The sequence below is a fragment of the Saccharopolyspora gregorii genome, assembly GCF_024734405.1.
GTDB classification, from domain to species: domain Bacteria; phylum Actinomycetota; class Actinomycetes; order Mycobacteriales; family Pseudonocardiaceae; genus Saccharopolyspora_C; species Saccharopolyspora_C gregorii.
This window is the reverse complement of sequence record NZ_CP059556.1, coordinates 5,686,873-5,702,471: the sequence shown is the minus strand read 5'-3', so window position 1 is coordinate 5,702,471 and position 15,599 is coordinate 5,686,873. Positions and strand designations below refer to the sequence as shown.

The following is a 15,599-nucleotide window of genomic DNA, read 5'->3' as shown; positions in this document are numbered from 1 at the left end:
CGGGGCGGGCCGGGCCGCGTTCTTCGTGCACAGGAGGACCGGTGGGACGTTACGTACTGCGACGGCTGTTGCAGTTGATCCCAGTTTTCATCGGCACCACATTCCTCATCTACGCGATGGTGTGGGCCGTCCCGGGTGATCCGTTCGCCGGCAAGTGCGGTGAGCGGCCCTGCCCGGAGTCGTACGTCAAGGAGATGACGGAGCAGTTCAACCTGGACGACCCGCTCGTCGTGCAGTACTTCAAGTACCTCGCGCAGCTGTTCAGCGGGGACTTCGGCGAGACCTACAACGGTGTCCAGATCTCCCAGCTGATCGCCAACGCCTACCCGACGACCGTGCGGCTGGCCCTGGTGGCGCTGGTCATCGAGGCCGTCATCGGCGTCCTGGCCGGCATCATCACCGGCCTGCGCGGCAAGGGGTTCCTGGACAGCCTGGTGCTGGTCTCCACGCTGTTCCTGATCTCGCTGCCGGTGTTCGTCACCGGTTTCGTGCTGAAGGTGTGGCTGGGCACCGAACTGGACCTGATCAAGACATCCGTCGGGTCGGACCCCACGTTCGGCGAGCTGCTCGTACCGGGCTTCGTGCTCGGCAGCCTGTCGATGGCCTACGTGGCCAGGCTGACCAGGACGAGCATGATGGAGAACAAGCGCGCCGACTACGTGCGCACGGCCTACGCGAAGGGTCTGGAACCGCGCCGCGTCGTCGGCGTGCACCTGCTGCGGAACTCGATGATCCCGGTGATCACCTTCCTGGGCACCGACCTGGGTGCGCTCATGGGCGGGGCCATCGTCACCGAAGGCGTGTTCAACATCCGGGGCATCGGCGGGCTGGTCTACAAGGCCATCCTCACCAAGGAAGGCATGACCGTCACCGGCATCGTCACGCTGCTGGTGCTGGTCTACCTGCTGATGAACCTCCTGGTGGACATCCTGTACGCGGTCCTGGACCCGAGGATTCGATATGACTGAACCGACTGCCACTGTCGTCACCACCACGCAATCCGGGACCGACCCGATGGCGGCCCACGAGATCAAGCCCGAGAAGCCGCGCGGCCTGTGGGCCGACGCCTGGCGGGACCTGCGCCGCAGGCCGCTGTTCCTGATCTCCTCGGCGATCATCTTCGTGCTGCTGCTGATGGTCGCCTTCCCGCAGCTGTTCACCTCCGCCGACCCGAACAACGCGATCCTGACCAACGCGCGGCAGGGCCCGTCCGCGGACGCCTGGTTCGGCTACGACGTGCAGGGGCGGGACATCTACGCGCGCGCCGTCTACGGCGCCCGCGCGTCCATCGCGGTCGGCGTGCTCGCGACGCTGGGCACGGTGCTGATCGGCTCCGTCGTCGGCATCATCGGCGGCTACTACGGCGGCTGGCTGGACAACCTGCTGTCCCGGTTCTCCGAGATCTTCCTCGGCCTGCCGTTCGTGCTCGGCGCCATCGTCATCCTGACCACCTTCAACCAGCCCGGTGACATCCCCAGCGGAACCCGGGTGATCCTGCAGGTGGTGGGATCGATCGCGGCGCTGTCCTGGCCGATCGCGATGCGCATCATGCGGTCCGCGGCGATCTCGGCGAAGCAGCAGGACTACGTGAAGGCGGCGCGCGCCCTGGGGGCGAAGCCGTCGCGGATCATCCTGCGGCACATGCTGCCGAACTGCCTCGCGCCGGTGCTGGTGTACGCCACGATCGCGCTCGGCGGGTTCATCGGCGCCGAGGCCACGCTGTCCTACCTGGGCCTCGGGCTGAAGTACCCGGTGGTGTCCTGGGGCGTGATGATCGCGGACTCCCGCGACTACATCGAGACCGCCCCGCACCTGCTGCTGTTCCCCGCCGGGTTCCTGGTGGTCACCGTGCTGGCGTTCGTGATGCTCGGTGACGCTGTCCGCGACGCGCTCGACCCGAAGCAGAAGTAGGAGGACCGCTGTGTCCGACAAGGACGAGAAGGCAGGGCGGCTGCTCGACGTCGAGGACCTGCACGTGGAGTTCCGCACCCGCGACGGCGTCGCGAAGGTGCTCAACGGCGTCAGCTACCACGTCGACCCCGGCGAGACGCTGGCCGTGCTGGGCGAATCCGGCTCCGGCAAGAGCGTCACCGCCCAGACCGTGATGGGCATCCTGGACACCCCGCCGGGCTTCATCACCGGCGGCGCCATCCGCTACGACGGCGAGGACCTGCTCACCGCCACCGACGCCCGTCGGCGCGAGCTGCGCGGCGACTCGATGGCGATGATCTTCCAGGACGCGCTGTCGGCGCTGAACCCGGTGTTCACCGTCGGCTTCCAGATCGCCGAGCAGCTGCGGCTGCGGCGCGGCATGTCCCGCAAGGACGCCACCGCTCGCGCCGTGGAACTGCTGGACATGGTGAAGATCCCGAACGCGAAGCAGCGCGTGAAGGAGTACCCGCACCAGTTCTCCGGCGGCATGCGGCAGCGGGCGATGATCGCGATGTCGCTGGCGCTGGACCCGAAGCTGCTCATCGCCGACGAACCGACCACCGCGCTGGACGTGACGGTGCAGGCCCAGATCATGGACCTGCTCGACGAGCTGCGCCGCGAGCGGGGGATGGGCCTGATCCTCATCACCCACGACCTCGGCGTGGTCGCGGAGGTCGCGGACCGGATCGTGGTGATGTACGCGGGCCGCATCGTCGAGGCCGCCGACGCCTACAGCCTCTACGCGCAGCCCGGGCACCCCTACACCGAGGGGTTGATGCGGTCGATCCCGCGCCTGGACCTGAAGGGCCAGGACCTGGACACGATCAAGGGCCTGCCGCCGAACCTGATGAAGATTCCCAGCGGCTGCCCGTTCCACCCGCGCTGCCCGCGCGCCCAGGACCGCTGCCAGGAGCAGGTTCCCGAGCAGCACCTGCTCGGGGGCGGCCGGACCAGCGCCTGCCACTTCGCCGAGGAGCTGATGACCAGTGAGTGAGCCGATCCTCGAAGTGCGGGACCTGGTCAAGCACTTCCCGATCAACCGCGGCATCGTCTTCCAGCGCACCGTCGGGCAGGTGCGCGCCGTGGACGGCGTCTCGTTCGACCTGAACAAGGGCGAGACGCTAGGCATCGTCGGTGAATCCGGCTGCGGGAAGTCCACGCTGGCGCAAGTGCTGATGCGGCTGGAAATGCCGACCAGCGGCTCCGCCACCTTCGAAGGCCGCGACATGTTCAAGATGCGCGGCGCCGAGCTGCGCAAGCTGCGCCGCGACATGCAGATCGTGCTGCAGGACCCGTACACGTCGCTGAACCCGCGCCGCACCGTCGGCGACATCATCGGAGAACCCTTCGAGATCCACCCCGAGGTGGCGCCGAAGGGCGACCGGCAGCGCAAGGTGCAGGAACTGCTGGAGGTGGTGGGGCTCAACCCCGAGCACCTGCAGCGCTACCCGCACCAGTTCTCCGGCGGCCAGCGGCAGCGCATCGGCATCGCGCGGGCGCTGGCGCTGCGTCCGAAGGTGATCGTCTGCGACGAGCCGGTGTCGGCGCTGGACGTGTCGATCCAGGCGCAGGTGATGAACCTGCTGGGCGAGCTGCAGCAGGAGTTCGGCCTCTCGTACGTGTTCATCGCCCACGACCTGGGCGTGGTGCGGCACCTGTCGGACCGGGTCGGCGTGATGTACCTGGGCAAGATGGTGGAGATCGGCACCGACGAGCAGATCTACGAGCACCCGCAGCACCCGTACACGCAGGCGCTGCTGTCCTCGGTTCCGGTGCCGGACCCGACGTTGCGCGGCAAGCGCGAGGTCATCCGGCTGACCGGGGACGTGCCGAGCCCGGCGAACCCGCCGTCGGGCTGCCGCTTCCGCACCCGGTGCTGGAAGGCGCAGGACATCTGCGCGGAGAGCGCGCCGGAGCTGGAGGTGCGGCTGGGCGAACACCCGGCGGCCTGCCACTTCGCGGAGGAACGGCCGCACGTCGTCGCTTGATCGCGCGAGCGCGCCCCGCCCGGCTCAGGGCGGGGCGCGCGCTCACGCGTCGAGCCGGCCCACCCCGCCGTAGGCGTTCGCCTGCCCCGCCTCGCCGAAGCTGATCTGCGAATCGGGGCGCCACAGCGGCGAGAGCACCAGCCCCGGATCGGCCAGGACGTACCCGTCGAACAGGCTCAGCACGCTGTCCCGGTCGCGCCACAGCACCGGGGTCGGCGTCCGCGCCATCACCTCGTGCGCCACCCGCACCTGCTCGTCGGTGGCGGACACCTGCGAGATGTGCGAGATCGCGAGCCAGCTGCCCGGAGCGCTCGCCTCCCGGTAGCTGGCGACGAGCCGGTGCACCTCCTCGTCGTCCGGCACGAACGGCAGGATCGCGATGGCCAGCACCGCGATCGGCCGGGAGAAGTCGAGCATCCCGGCCACCCCGGGCGCGGTGAGCACGCTCTGCGGATCCCGCACGTCGGCCTGGGTGATCGTCACGTTGGACTGCCCGGTGAGCATCCGCTGGGCGTGCGCCACCGCCACCGGCTCGTGGTCGACGTAGGCGACCCGCGTCGACGGATCGATGCGGTGCGCGATCTCGTGCACGTTGCCCACGGTGGGGATGCCGGAACCCAGGTCGAGGAACTGGTCGACGCCCTCCGAGAGCAGGAAGCGCACCACCCGCCCGAGGAACGCCCGGTTCGCCCGCGCGTACACCGCGGACTGCGGCAGCACCTCCAGCGCGTCGTCGGCCGCCTTGCGGTCGATCGCGAAGTGCGCGGAGCCGCCGAGGTAGTAGTCGTACATGCGGGCCGAGTTCGGGCGATCGGTGTCGGGCACCGAGGGCATGTTCCGGAACAGGTCGTACTCGTTGGCGCCCATGCCTTTGATGTTGCAACAAGGAACGGAAGTTGACCATGCCCGTTCCGCGGTCGAAGTGCAGAACCGCAGGTGCGCTGACCGGTTCTCGCCAGAATCGGGGGAATGCACAACCGAAACGTCCGGCTGCAATTCGTCACCGATTCCGAACGCACGGTGATCAGCCATTCCTGGAATGCGCGCGCACCGGGGTCCGCGGCGGTGCGTGCCGCGGACCCCGGGGCTGCCGCTAGCCGCCCTGGCGGATGAATTCGGCCAGGTCAGCGGACTGCTGGACCCGGGACGGCTCGTGCACGTACATCATGTGGCCCGCCGGGTAGTAGCGGACCTCGATGTTGCTGCGCAGCTCTTCGGGAATGGGCAGCCGGGCCAGCACGTGCTCCGCCGCGTAATACGGTGTGGCGCCATCGGTGTACCCGGCGGCGACGTGCACCCGCAGGTGCGGATTGGTGCGCATCGCGGCACCCAACTTGTCCACCACCGAAACCGAGGAACCCTCGAACTCCTTGTACGACCACGGCTGCACCCGATTGCTCAGCAGCGCGTACGGCAGGTCGTTGGCGTAGTCGAGTTCCTGGCGCAGGTAGTGGTTGATGGCCGCGGAATAGGCGCCGATGATTCCGGAGACGCTCGGGTCGTCGGTCATCCGCTCGCCCGCGGCGTCCGGCTCCCAGCCGACGAAGCGCCCGTCCATCCGGCCCACGGTGCGGCGTTCGGAGCGCAGCAGCTCGGTGAAGAACCGCAGGTGCTCGATGCGCAGGTTCGCCCGGTCCACGTAGTCCTCGGACAGGCCGGTGAGCTCGGCGGTGCGGCGGATGACGTCGGCGCGCTCGAACGCGGGCAGCCGCGCGCCGCGGGACAGCGCCCACGCGTAGTCGCCGGAGGCGAACTTCTCCGCCTCCTCCAGCACCTCGGGCAGCGGCCGGTCGCCGTGCTTGCCGTGGTGGTGCGCGATCGCCGCGTACGTCGGCAGGTACAGCACGTGCGGCAGGTCGTTGCCCTCGGTGAACCGGATGGTGCCCATGTCCAGCACCGACGAGATCAGCAGCAGCCCGTTCAGGTACAGCCCGTGCTTGTCCTGGAGATGCTCGGCCAGCGCCGCTGCGCGCAGCGTGCCGTAGGACTCGCCGGCCAGGTACTTCGGCGACATCCAGCGCCCGTTCCGCGAGGTCCACAGCCGGATGACCTCGCCGACGGACTCGATGTCCCGCTGGTAGCCGTGGAAGTCCGCGGGCTCGCCGCCGTTGACGGCCCGCGAGTACCCGGTGGAGACCGGGTCGATGAACACCAGGTCGCTCTCGGCCAGCAAGGTCTCCGGGTTGTCGGCGAGCCCGTAGGGCGGAGCGGCGAGCGATCCGGTGTCCCCGGACAGCACGCGGCGCGGCCCCAGCACCCCCAGGTGCAGCCACACGCTGGCCGAACCGGGACCGCCGTTGAAGGCGAACGTCACCGGGCGCGGTTCGGCGCTGTCGACGACGTACGAGGTCAGGTGCACCTCGGCCTTCGCCTTCAGCCCGTCGAACTTGCCGTCGGTGGTGACCTCCTCGCGCAGCACGATGCGGCCGGTGGTCGCGGTGTAGGACAGCTCACCGCCCGCCGCGGTGATCGTGTGGTGCGTGCTGACCAGGTCGTCGGTCGGTTCGGCCGGGGCCGTCGTCGTTTCCTGCCCGGTTTCGCCGGTGCTCGTTTCGGTGGCTGCCATGACCGAACTCTACGTGCCGGAACCCGCGGGACGGCGAGGTTTCTGCGACCGTGGAGGCGTGATCTCCGAGCTGGTCGACGACCCCGTCACCGATCCCGCCGCAGCGGCCCGCGGCGCCCGCGAACTGGGCGTGCTGGACGAGCGGATCGCGCGCTGCACCGCGTGCCCCCGGTTGGTGGAGTGGCGGGAGCAGGTGGCGCGGGAGAAGCGGGCGGCGTTCCGCGACCAGACCTACTGGGGGCGCCCGGTGCCCGGGTTCGGCCCGCCGGACGCGGCGATCGCGGTCGTCGGCCTCGCACCGGCGGCGCACGGCGCGAACCGGACCGGCCGGATGTTCACCGGTGACCGGTCCGGGGACGTGCTCTACCGGGCGATGCACGACGTGGGGCTGGCGTCGCAGCCGCACGCGCACGGGCTCGGCGACGGCCTGGTGCTGCACCGCACCCGGATCACCTCGCCGGTGCGGTGCGCCCCGCCCGCGAACAAGCCGACCCCGGCCGAGCGGGACACCTGCCGGCCGTGGCTGGCCCGCGAACTGGTGCTGCTGCGGGACACGGTGCGGGTGGTGCTGGTGCTGGGTGGTTTCGGCTGGCAGGCGGTGCTGCCGGTGCTGCACGACGCGGCTTGGGCGGTCCCGTCGCCGCGCCCGAAGTTCGGTCATGGCGCGGAGGCGGTGCTACCGGCGCGGGACGGCGGCGCGGATCTGAACCTGCTGGGCTGCTACCACGTGAGCCAGCAGAACACCTTCACCGGAACGCTCACTCCGGAGATGCTGCGCGACGTGCTGCGCCGCGCCCGCGAGCTCGCCGGGATCTGACCTCACCGCGCGTCGCGGAGCGCCGCGGCGAACTCCGGGTGCGGATCGTCGACCACGACCTCTGCACCGTCCTCCGACGTGCGAGCCCCGCTGACCCGCGCCAACGACCCGAACACGAACGGCAGCACCGAAGCGAGGGCGAACTAGGCGTCGACGATCGTCCGGATCTCGCAACGGACACCACGAGCGCGGGACAGCCTGCGATCTCCAGTCAGCAGCGGGCACCCCAGCAGCTCTGCGGCCGCGACGTATGCGGCGTCGTACGCGGTGATGTTGCCGCGCAGCTCCCACATGCGGGGGAGGATCCGCGCGGGGCCGACCTCGTCCACCGCCATGTCGACCAAAGCGGTCATGGCGTCTTCAGCACGTTCGAGGGTGATCTTCTGGCCCAGCAGCCGACCGCGGATCACGGACATGACCTCAACGGGGAGGTGCGAAGGCGCCGCCCAGTGGTCGTCGGTGGCCAGTGCTTCCCGAGCCCGACGTCCTGCTGGACCGTCGTCGAGCAGGGCATCGGCCAGCGCCGATGCGTCCACGACCAGCACTAACCGCCGCCGTTCTCGTCGAGCCCGCGCTCGTCGCGCATGCCGCGGAGTTCATCGGCGGTATCGCCCGCTGCGACCCTGCTCCCGTCCGACCGGCCGGAGAAGCGGGAGAGGACGGCTCGATTCTCCGAACGGCGCGCCTCGGCTTCGACCAGCGACAACAGGTACGCCTGCAGGGACTGCCCCTGTGCGCGCGCTCTGTCGACCAACGTGTCACGCACGTCCTCGGGTACGTCGCGAATCTGCAAGGCCACCATGTGCATGCAATATACATGCGTTCGCCGTCTGCGGGGGCACTCGACGGGGTGATCGAGTGTTCTTCGGGTGGATCGGATGTTGCCACCGCCGGTAGCATGTGAGTATGCGAGCGGAGCGAGAGGGACGAGGTGGCGCGGCGCCGCCCGATCTCGAAGGGCGGCGGTTGCCCGAGTTCGCGGATCGGTTGGCGGAGCTGGTGGGGCGGTACCGGTCGGCGGGGATGCCACCAGGGGGCGTGGACGTCGTGCACCCCGCGGCGTCCGGGGAGATCCGGTCGTCGGGTCGGGCGCGCAAGGTGGCGGGACGGCGGCGCGGATCTGAACCTGCTGGGCTGCTACCACGTGAGCCAGCAGAACACCTTCACCGGAACGCTCACTCCGGAGATGCTGCGCGACGTGCTGCGCCGCGCCCGCGAGCTCGCCGGGATCTGACCTCACCGCGCGTCGCGGAGCGCCGCGGCGAACTCCGGGTGCGGATCGTCGACCACGACCTCTGCACCGTCCTCCGACGTGCGAGCCCCGCTGACCCGCGCCAACGACCCGAACGCGAACGGCAGCACCGAAGCGAGGGCGGCGAAGAACCCGACCAGCAGCAGCGCGCCCAGCGCGGAGCTCTGCGCACCGGCGCTCACCCGCACCACCAGTGCACCGGCGATCGCGGCCAGCCCGCCCCAGAACATCGCGTTCGCCAGCACCAAGCCGGTGGTCCGCCGCCACGCGCACGCCCGGCACAACGGCCAACCGCGCACCCGGGTGATCCGCACCCGCTGAGCTCGTTCACCGAGCCTGCCCGCCATCCCGAGCGGGTTGGCGCTCATCAACCGGCCGCTGCCGGGTTCCGCTCGTGATTGCAGCGCGAAGTCGACCGCGCGCACTGATTCCCGGCCGTGCCTGGAACAGCACCGCGGCAGCGCTCCGCGTCGTTCCGCCAGCTCAGCAGGCACCCGAACGCTCGTCGCAGCCCGTCCTCGCACCATCAGACCCCCGTTCGCCCAACTTGAACTGCGCACCCTATCGGCGTGGTAGAAAGCCGCCGTCGAACGGTTTCGACGTGTGGGCGGGGGCCGCATCCCCCGCTGATGAGAGCTACTGGGTGCTGAAGGTGATTTCAGTGGGGTTCAAGGCCGATCCGAAGGGCATCGCGGACTTCGCGAGCGGACTCGGCGAACGGGTCGCAGACGCCGGCAAAGCAGTCGACTACGTCGAGGACTGGATCAGCTTCGGCTACGCGGAGGGTCGGATGTTCGCGACGGCCGTGGAGGCCGCGGAGGATGCGAAAGCCGCGCTGACCGCGAACTACCGGAAGCTGGCGGAGTTGCAGCGCGCGGCGTCTTCGGAAGTGGACAAGGCGGCCCAGTTCTATCGGGACACCGACCGAGAACAAGCGGAGCGGCTCGACCGCTCCTACGAATGAGGAGTGAGGAACGAACGTGGGGGGTTCGCCTGCATCGGTGCTGGTCGCGCCGGAGCCGTCCGATCCGATCCCCGATCTCGTCGAGAACGTGATCGGGGCGAGCCAGTACATCAGCTTGTCGTACTGGGTCGGACAGGCAGCGGAGATGGTCTGCGGGACCAACCCGTGGGCTTGGGTGGCCGAGCAGTTCGCCGGTGACTGGGAGACCGTGCAGAAGGCAGGGGTCGCGCTCGAGCACCTGGCCGACTTCAACGTCGAGTTCGCGCGGGCCAACTCGTCGGGGATGGACGGGGTCGCGCACGACTGGCAGGGCAATGCGGCAGAGGGCGCGGCCGCCTATTTCAGCGAGTTGAGCGTTGCCATCCGCGCGCAAGAAGAGACGCTTCAGCAGCTCGCTTCGCAGTTCAAGAACATGGCGGTCGGGATGTACGAAGCCGCGAACTCGATCAAGAGCTTCCTCGAGATGCTCTTGGACCTGCTCATCGCCATGGGACTGGAGCTCGCGGCGGCGGCCGCGAGCAGCTGGACGGTCATCGGCCCGGTCCTCTCCGGTGCCGCGTTCGCAGCGACGTTGACCAAAGCGATGGGCGTGTGGGGGCAGGCGTTGCAGGCCCACACCATCGCCTGGAACGCCGCTCAAGGATTCGTCGGCTTGGTCGCCGGTTACGCGTCAGCGCTGCGGGACCTGGACCAGCACCAGCTGCCCGGATCCGACTACGACCATCCGGCGGTGTGACGTGCAGGGTGACGAGGAGACCACGCTCGATGTGGCGCGCGGTGATGTGGCGTTGTCACGACACCTGAAGAACTCCCTCGGGGTGCTTCGGGACAAGGTCGATGATCCTGGGTTCAAGCGCTTGGTCGACGAGGTGCTTTCGGGGCGGCGAGGACTCCGCGATGTGATCACGTCGGATGTGTTCGCAGCCGGTCTGGATCCCCTGGTCCGCAAGGGTGCGCAGGATTACGAGAAGCTCTCCGAGGAGGAGCGCGCGGAGCTTGCTGCGACCGGCGAGGCGCAGTTCGCCGATCTTCGCGCAGCGGAGGCCGCGGGAGCGACTGCGTCCGAGACGAGGCCGTCGGTCCGTGAGCCCGAAGAGGACGAGGACTTCAGTCAGCGCGACTGGCTGTTGTGACCGGCGGCGCCCGGAGCGGTGGTGTCCGGCCGAGCGACGGTGAGCCGATCACGTGTTCGAGTGAACATGCGGCGTTCTCGAGTTTTTCGTTGCCACCGCCGGTAGTATCAGGGCATGGAAGTGGAGCGGCAGGAAACGGGTGAGACGAGTTCGCCCGATCTCGAAGGGCGGCGGTTGCCCGAGTTCGCGGATCGGTTGGCGGAGCTGGTGGGGCGGTACCGGTCGGCGGGGATGCCACCAGGGGGCGTGGACGTCGTGCACCCCGCGGCGTCCGGGGAGATCCGGTCGTCGGGTCGGGCGCGCAAGGTGAGCGTGTCGATCCCGGAGGACCTGACGGCTGCGGTGCAGCAGCGGGTCGGGCGCGGCGCGTTCAGCCAGTACGTCACGGATGCGGTCGCGCGGCAGCTGGAGCTGGATCTGCTGGCCGAGCTCGCCGACCTGCTCGAACGCGAACACGGACGGGTGCCGTCGGCGGTGCTGGAGAAGGCGAGGCTTGCATGGCCCGACCACGAATAGCCGCGGGCGGCACGCTCCTGCTCGACGCCGCTGCCGTGCGCAAGCTCGCGGCCGGTGACGTGCGCGTCCGCGGGCACGTCGAGATCGCCCGCGCACGCCGGGCCCACGTGGTCATCAGCGCGGTGACGCTCGCCGAAGCGATGCTCGGTTCCGGTGCCGGGTCGGAGCTCGCGGCGGTGCTCGATCGGATCAAGGTCCTCCCGGTGCGTCCGGAGGACGCCCGTCTCGGCGGGAACTGCACCACCGGTGGCGCGGCGGGCCACCGGGTCAACTCCACAGTGGACGCGGTGGTCGCGGCGGTCGCGCTGGGGCTCGCTCGTCCGGTCGTGCTGCTCACCGAGGATCCGGACGGCATGCGCCACCTGCTCTCCGGGTTCCCGGGCCCGGCAGGAGGTGGCGGTGACCGGGAGTCGGCGGAACTCGGCGGCGACCTCGGCTCGGCCGCCGATTCCCCCGCGTGCGAGGAGATCGGGCCTCGTGCGGTCGGTAGACGGGGCATCGCCGTGGTGCAGGCGTGAGTCGCTGCCGGAGCCGCTCCGGTCGGGCGGGTGTGGCGAATCCGTTGCGCCGTACCGGTTCAGCGCCCGTGAGCACCGGTTTCTTGATCGTGGCGAACGGCCCGACGGCACCGTCCGCGCTCGCGCGAAGCGCTCGTTTCCGGTGCTGTGCCTGGTCAACGCGGGTGAGCGGTGATCCGACGTCGAACTCCCGGGAACGCGGAAGATGCTGCGGCGAGGTGGCTATCCGGCCGGAAAAGTCGGTAGGGTGGCGAACACTCCGGCCCTCCCGCTCGATGGATCCGCGTACCGAGCGCAGCCGCCCGCGCACAGCGCGTCGATCGTGATCAGTGCCACGCGCGACTGGCGTCACATTAGGGGGGGTCTGCGGACCGTGTCCCATTCCAGTGGTGCGACCATATCGGCATGGCTGGTAAATCCGAACCCACCCGGATTCTCATCCTCGGCGGCGGCTATGTCGGCATGTACACGGCGCTTCAGCTTCAGTCCAAGCTGGGACGTCGTGAAGCCTCCGTCACCGTGGTCGATCCTCAGCCGCACATGACCTACCAGCCCTTCCTACCGGAAGCGGCGGCGGGCTCGGTCGAGCCTCGCCACGTGGTAGCGCCACTGCGACGAGTCCTGAAGCGGTGTCATGTGATCACCGCCAGTGTCACCGAGATCAAGCACGCCGACCAGGTCGTGACGATCGAGAACCCGCAGACGGGTCCCGAAGAGCTCCCCTACGACGTGCTCGTGGTGGCGCTGGGCTCCGTGTCCCGACTCCTGCCCATCCCCGGCCTGGCGGAACAAGGCATCAGCCTCAAGACCGTCGGTGAAGCCATCTACCTGCGCAACCACGTGCTGGCGAAGATGGACGCGGCGGCCAACACCTCCGACGAGGAGCTGCGCAAGCGGCTGCTCACCTTCACCTTCGTCGGTGGCGGCTTCGCCGGAGCCGAGGCGCTGGCGGAGCTGGAGGACATGGCCCGCTACGCCACCCGCTACTACGAGTCCATCTCGCCGGAGGACATGCGGTGGGTCCTCGTCGAGGCCGCCGGGCGCGTGATGCCCGAGGTCAGCGAGAAGATGGGCGTCTACGTCGTCAAGGCCCTGGAAGAGCGCGGGATCCAGGTCTACCTGAACACCTTCCTGAAGTCGGTGGAGAACGGGCACGCCGTGCTCTCCGACGGGACCGAGTTCGACACCGACACGCTGGTGTGGAACGCGGGTGTCAAGGCCAACCCGGTGCTGAAGAACTCCGACCTGCCGCTCGACGAGCGCGGCCGGATCAAGGCCACCTCGCACCTCCAGGTCGAGGGCCTGCCGAACGTGTGGGCCGCCGGTGACTGCTCGGCGGTGCCGGACCTCTCGAAGGCCGACACCGACCCGAACGCGACCTGCGCGCCGTCCGCGCAGCACGCGGTGCGCCAGGCGAACCAGCTCGGCAAGAACCTGCTGGCGTCGCTGCGTGGCAAGTCCACCAAGGAGTACCGCCACGCCTACGCCGGTTCGGTGGCGGGCCTCGGGCTCTACAAGGGCGTCGCCGACGTCTACGGGTTCAAGGCCAAGGGTTTCGTCGCCTGGTTCATGCACCGCACGTACCACGTGAGCCGGATGCCCACCTTCAACCGCAAGATGCGGATCGTCATCGACTGGACGCTGGCTTTCCTGTTCAAGCGGGAAGCCGTGTCGATGGGTCAGATCCAGAATCCGAAGGCCGACTTCGAGCGGGCCGCGGCAAGCTGACCGCACTCCGGGTGATCACCGCGTGCTCCATGAGCACGCGGTGATTCGCATACGAGTGGGGGCTGCTCCGTGCAGGCGATCGGGTGACCCGCTACCCTTGACGATGAGTAGCGGGTAATCGAAGACTGTCGGGGCGTCGTCACTCAAAAGGATGCCTCAGTTGGGGAAGGGGTGAATCCTTTGACTCTCCAGGAACTTGCGGCTCTGCTGCGCAGCGACGAAGTGCAGGATGGCCCGCTCGCCGATTTCGCGGCCGAGTACCAGGCCGCTTCCGAGGTGTTCCGCAAGAAGGACGACTGACCGAGCGCAGCACCCGCCGGACCATCGCGCACCGGTGATGGCGGCACCGCAGGAGGACCGGGGTATGACCGAGGGGGCGGCGGACGACTTCGCGCACCCGTTCGGCCCCACGACCGGACCCGCCGCCGCCGACTTCCGTCCCGGGCCGCTGCTGCTGCAAGGTCAGGACTACTTCTTCCGCTCCGCCGACACCAGCCTCGACTTCCAGGAGCGCGTGCACCGCGCGGACCTGGTCGACGACGGCGACGGCGATCCGATCCCGTGCGTGCTGGTGCTCGCGCGGGCTGCGGACATGGAGATGAACGAGCTCTCGCTCGCGCTGGCGGAACGCAACATCCGGATGGTGCGCATCGACGCCGACCGGTGCCTGGACATCGCGCTCACCGTCTACACCGACACCCCGCTGATCGAGCTCGAACGCTGGCTGCTGCGGCCGATCGTCGTGTGGCGGCGGCACTTCGACATCACGGCGCTGCCCGTGGACCCGACGACCGTGCACGGCGCCTACGTCCGCGAGCAGTGGCGCGCGGTGTCCGGCTGGCTGTCCGGCCGCGCCGACTGGGAGCAGATCAACCCGGTGCGCTCCAGCGCGCACCTGGACCGGCTCACGCAGCTGCGAGACGCCGCCTCCTTCGGTTTCCGGGTGCCGCGCACCGCGGTGACCACGCTGCCGGGCCGGAACCGCCCGGGCGGCGGCCAGTGCATCGTCAAGACCGCGGGCCACCACATGCTCGAACCTGAACCGGGCGCGCTGCGCGGGCTCTTCCCACGGCCGCTGGACATCCGGCACTCCGCGGAAGCGCGCGAGCCGGCCCCGGTGCTGGTGCAGCAGTACGTCGGCTCCGAGCACGAGATCCGCGCCTTCGTCGTCGGCGACGAGGTCATCGGTTACCGGGTGGACAAGCTCGATCCGGCGCAGCTGTGGGTCGACCCGGACTCGGTGGTCGTGGAGCGGGTCGAGCTGCCCGCGGGTCTGAAGACGCGGCTGCTGGCGCTGTGCCGCTTCTGGCGGCTGCACGTGGCGGCGTTCGACCTGCTCGCCGCGGAGTCCGACCACGTGTTCCTGGAGGTCAACGTGAACTGCGACTGGCGCTGGTTCGAGCACCGGGCGCAGGACGACGCGGTCTCCACCGCCGTGCACCGCTGGGTCGCCGAACGCTACGAGCACCTCGCGGCGACCACCTCGGCGCCGAGGTGGGACCGGTGATCGCGGGCCGCGCGGACCGCCGGTCGCCGCGCACCGGGGGGAGCGGCTTGCTCTGCTCGGCGGCTTCCGATCGGTGGGAACCGGGGGCAGAGTCGGTGCGTCCGAACCGGCGGTGGCGAACGGTCCAGCGCCGGTCGGCACCATTACGGCTCGGCCCGCTCCCGAGGTCCTCCTCGGTCGCGCGCTGAGGCCCAGCCCCCGTAGCCCAACTGGCAGAGGCAGACGACTTAAACTCGTCCGAGTGTCGGTTCGATCCCGACCGGGGGCACCACAGCACGACGGCGACTCGCCACCACCTGGCGGGCCCCGCCCGCAGGGACCCGGCTGACGGCGTCGCGCCGGAAGCTTCGAGGTCCCCGCGGCAGCGAACGCCCGTGATCCGACCGCCCCGAGGGCGTTCCCGGCCGGCGCGCCACCTCCACACCCGGCAGCCCGGCACCGCACGCCAACGGCTCGACCGGGCACCCGATTCCCCGTGGAGCGGACCGAGCCCATTCGCACCGGACGCCCGGCGGAGCCGTGCTCAGGACATCACGGAGACGCGGATTTCCCCGACCACCATGAGTGGTCGGGGTGTTTCCGCGTACTCTCGTGATCGCTCGGTGGTTCTCGATTCCGGTGCGGTGTGACGGACCGAATTCCGCTTGCTGCCGGCGGAAGCCAGGTGGTGCGGTGTGC

Annotated in this window: 18 protein-coding genes and 1 tRNA gene; 13 read left to right on the top strand and 6 right to left on the bottom strand. The window is 69.6% G+C overall.

Features of this window, described 5'->3' with window-relative positions:
• Nucleotides 1–41 precede the first annotated feature (41 nt).
• The 4 genes from H1226_RS24980 to H1226_RS24965 are packed head-to-tail and all read left to right on the top strand — an operon-like array spanning nucleotide 42 to nucleotide 3,920.
• Nucleotides 42–968, top strand: a complete 927-nt coding sequence (locus H1226_RS24980) for an ABC transporter permease (RefSeq protein WP_258343304.1) — start codon at nucleotides 42–44, stop codon at nucleotides 966–968.
• Between the two features lie 46 nt (nucleotides 969–1,014).
• Nucleotides 1,015–1,911 (top strand): ABC transporter permease, encoded by an 897-nt coding sequence (locus H1226_RS24975; protein WP_224958943.1) that lies wholly within the window; start codon nucleotides 1,015–1,017, stop codon nucleotides 1,909–1,911.
• Nucleotides 1,912–1,921: 10 nt separating this feature from the next.
• Entirely contained in the window at nucleotides 1,922–2,926 is a 1,005-nt protein-coding gene (locus tag H1226_RS24970; RefSeq protein ID WP_224958906.1) for an ABC transporter ATP-binding protein, read from the top strand.
• On the top strand, nucleotides 2,919–3,920 hold the full coding sequence (locus H1226_RS24965) for an ABC transporter ATP-binding protein (RefSeq protein WP_224958908.1): 1,002 nt from the start codon (nucleotides 2,919–2,921) through the stop codon (nucleotides 3,918–3,920). Before H1226_RS24970 ends, H1226_RS24965 begins: the two co-directional genes overlap by 8 nt.
• A 42-nt stretch (nucleotides 3,921–3,962) precedes the next feature.
• Here H1226_RS24965 and H1226_RS24960 read toward each other — a convergent pair whose 3' ends face one another.
• Together H1226_RS24960 and H1226_RS24955 are read right to left on the bottom strand one after the other, a co-directional pair.
• The gene (locus H1226_RS24960; RefSeq protein ID WP_258343302.1) at nucleotides 3,963–4,787 is read right to left on the bottom strand and encodes an SAM-dependent methyltransferase; all 825 of its coding nucleotides are present in this window, start codon (nucleotides 4,785–4,787) and stop codon (nucleotides 3,963–3,965) included.
• Nucleotides 4,788–5,013: 226 nt separating this feature from the next.
• Complete coding sequence (locus tag H1226_RS24955; protein WP_258343298.1) at nucleotides 5,014–6,486, bottom strand: S10 family peptidase; 1,473 nt, start codon at nucleotides 6,484–6,486, stop codon at nucleotides 5,014–5,016.
• Between the two features lie 58 nt (nucleotides 6,487–6,544).
• On the opposite strand from H1226_RS24955, the gene H1226_RS24950 reads away from it, so the two are divergent.
• Nucleotides 6,545–7,303 carry a uracil-DNA glycosylase gene (locus tag H1226_RS24950; RefSeq protein WP_373689985.1) on the top strand — a complete coding sequence of 253 codons (759 nt, stop codon included), beginning with the start codon at nucleotides 6,545–6,547 and terminating at the stop codon, nucleotides 7,301–7,303.
• Between the two features lie 2 nt (nucleotides 7,304–7,305).
• On the opposite strand, the gene H1226_RS24945 is transcribed toward H1226_RS24950, so the two are convergent.
• The 4 genes from H1226_RS24945 to H1226_RS24925 form a co-directional block, all read right to left on the bottom strand.
• Entirely contained in the window at nucleotides 7,306–7,431 is a 126-nt protein-coding gene (locus tag H1226_RS24945) for a hypothetical protein (protein ID WP_258343296.1), read from the bottom strand.
• Between the two features lie 15 nt (nucleotides 7,432–7,446).
• On the bottom strand, nucleotides 7,447–7,848 hold the full coding sequence (locus tag H1226_RS24940; protein WP_258343294.1) for a type II toxin-antitoxin system VapC family toxin: 402 nt from the start codon (nucleotides 7,846–7,848) through the stop codon (nucleotides 7,447–7,449).
• Nucleotides 7,848–8,105: a FitA-like ribbon-helix-helix domain-containing protein gene (locus H1226_RS24935; protein WP_224958918.1), complete on the bottom strand. Its 258-nt coding sequence runs from the start codon at nucleotides 8,103–8,105 to the stop codon at nucleotides 7,848–7,850. Before H1226_RS24935 ends, H1226_RS24940 begins: the two co-directional genes overlap by 1 nt.
• Before the next feature lie 434 nt (nucleotides 8,106–8,539).
• Entirely contained in the window at nucleotides 8,540–8,923 is a 384-nt protein-coding gene (locus H1226_RS24925; RefSeq protein ID WP_258343291.1) for a hypothetical protein, read from the bottom strand.
• A gap of 293 nt (nucleotides 8,924–9,216) precedes the next feature.
• On the opposite strand from H1226_RS24925, the gene H1226_RS24920 reads away from it, so the two are divergent.
• The 8 genes from H1226_RS24920 to H1226_RS24885 all read left to right on the top strand — a co-directional run bounded on the left by H1226_RS24920 (nucleotide 9,217) and on the right by H1226_RS24885 (nucleotide 15,192).
• On the top strand, nucleotides 9,217–9,519 hold the full coding sequence (locus H1226_RS24920) for a type VII secretion target (protein ID WP_258343290.1): 303 nt from the start codon (nucleotides 9,217–9,219) through the stop codon (nucleotides 9,517–9,519).
• 37 nt (nucleotides 9,520–9,556) lie between these two features.
• On the top strand, nucleotides 9,557–10,255 hold the full coding sequence (locus H1226_RS24915; protein WP_258343289.1) for a hypothetical protein: 699 nt from the start codon (nucleotides 9,557–9,559) through the stop codon (nucleotides 10,253–10,255).
• A gap of 1 nt (nucleotide 10,256) precedes the next feature.
• Complete coding sequence (locus H1226_RS24910; RefSeq protein ID WP_258343288.1) at nucleotides 10,257–10,652, top strand: hypothetical protein; 396 nt, start codon at nucleotides 10,257–10,259, stop codon at nucleotides 10,650–10,652.
• A gap of 114 nt (nucleotides 10,653–10,766) precedes the next feature.
• Nucleotides 10,767–11,168 (top strand): hypothetical protein, encoded by a 402-nt coding sequence (locus H1226_RS24905; protein ID WP_258343287.1) that lies wholly within the window; start codon nucleotides 10,767–10,769, stop codon nucleotides 11,166–11,168.
• Nucleotides 11,150–11,686 carry a hypothetical protein gene (locus H1226_RS24900; RefSeq protein ID WP_258343285.1) on the top strand — a complete coding sequence of 179 codons (537 nt, stop codon included), beginning with the start codon at nucleotides 11,150–11,152 and terminating at the stop codon, nucleotides 11,684–11,686. The genes H1226_RS24905 and H1226_RS24900 overlap by 19 nt, the downstream gene beginning before the upstream one ends.
• A gap of 405 nt (nucleotides 11,687–12,091) precedes the next feature.
• Entirely contained in the window at nucleotides 12,092–13,414 is a 1,323-nt protein-coding gene (locus H1226_RS24895) for an NAD(P)/FAD-dependent oxidoreductase (protein ID WP_258343282.1), read from the top strand.
• Between the two features lie 364 nt (nucleotides 13,415–13,778).
• On the top strand, nucleotides 13,779–14,921 hold the full coding sequence (locus tag H1226_RS24890) for an ATP-grasp domain-containing protein (protein ID WP_258343280.1): 1,143 nt from the start codon (nucleotides 13,779–13,781) through the stop codon (nucleotides 14,919–14,921).
• A 194-nt stretch (nucleotides 14,922–15,115) separates the two neighbouring features.
• Nucleotides 15,116–15,192: transfer RNA gene (locus H1226_RS24885), tRNA-Leu, on the top strand.
• Nucleotides 15,193–15,599 lie beyond the last annotated feature (407 nt).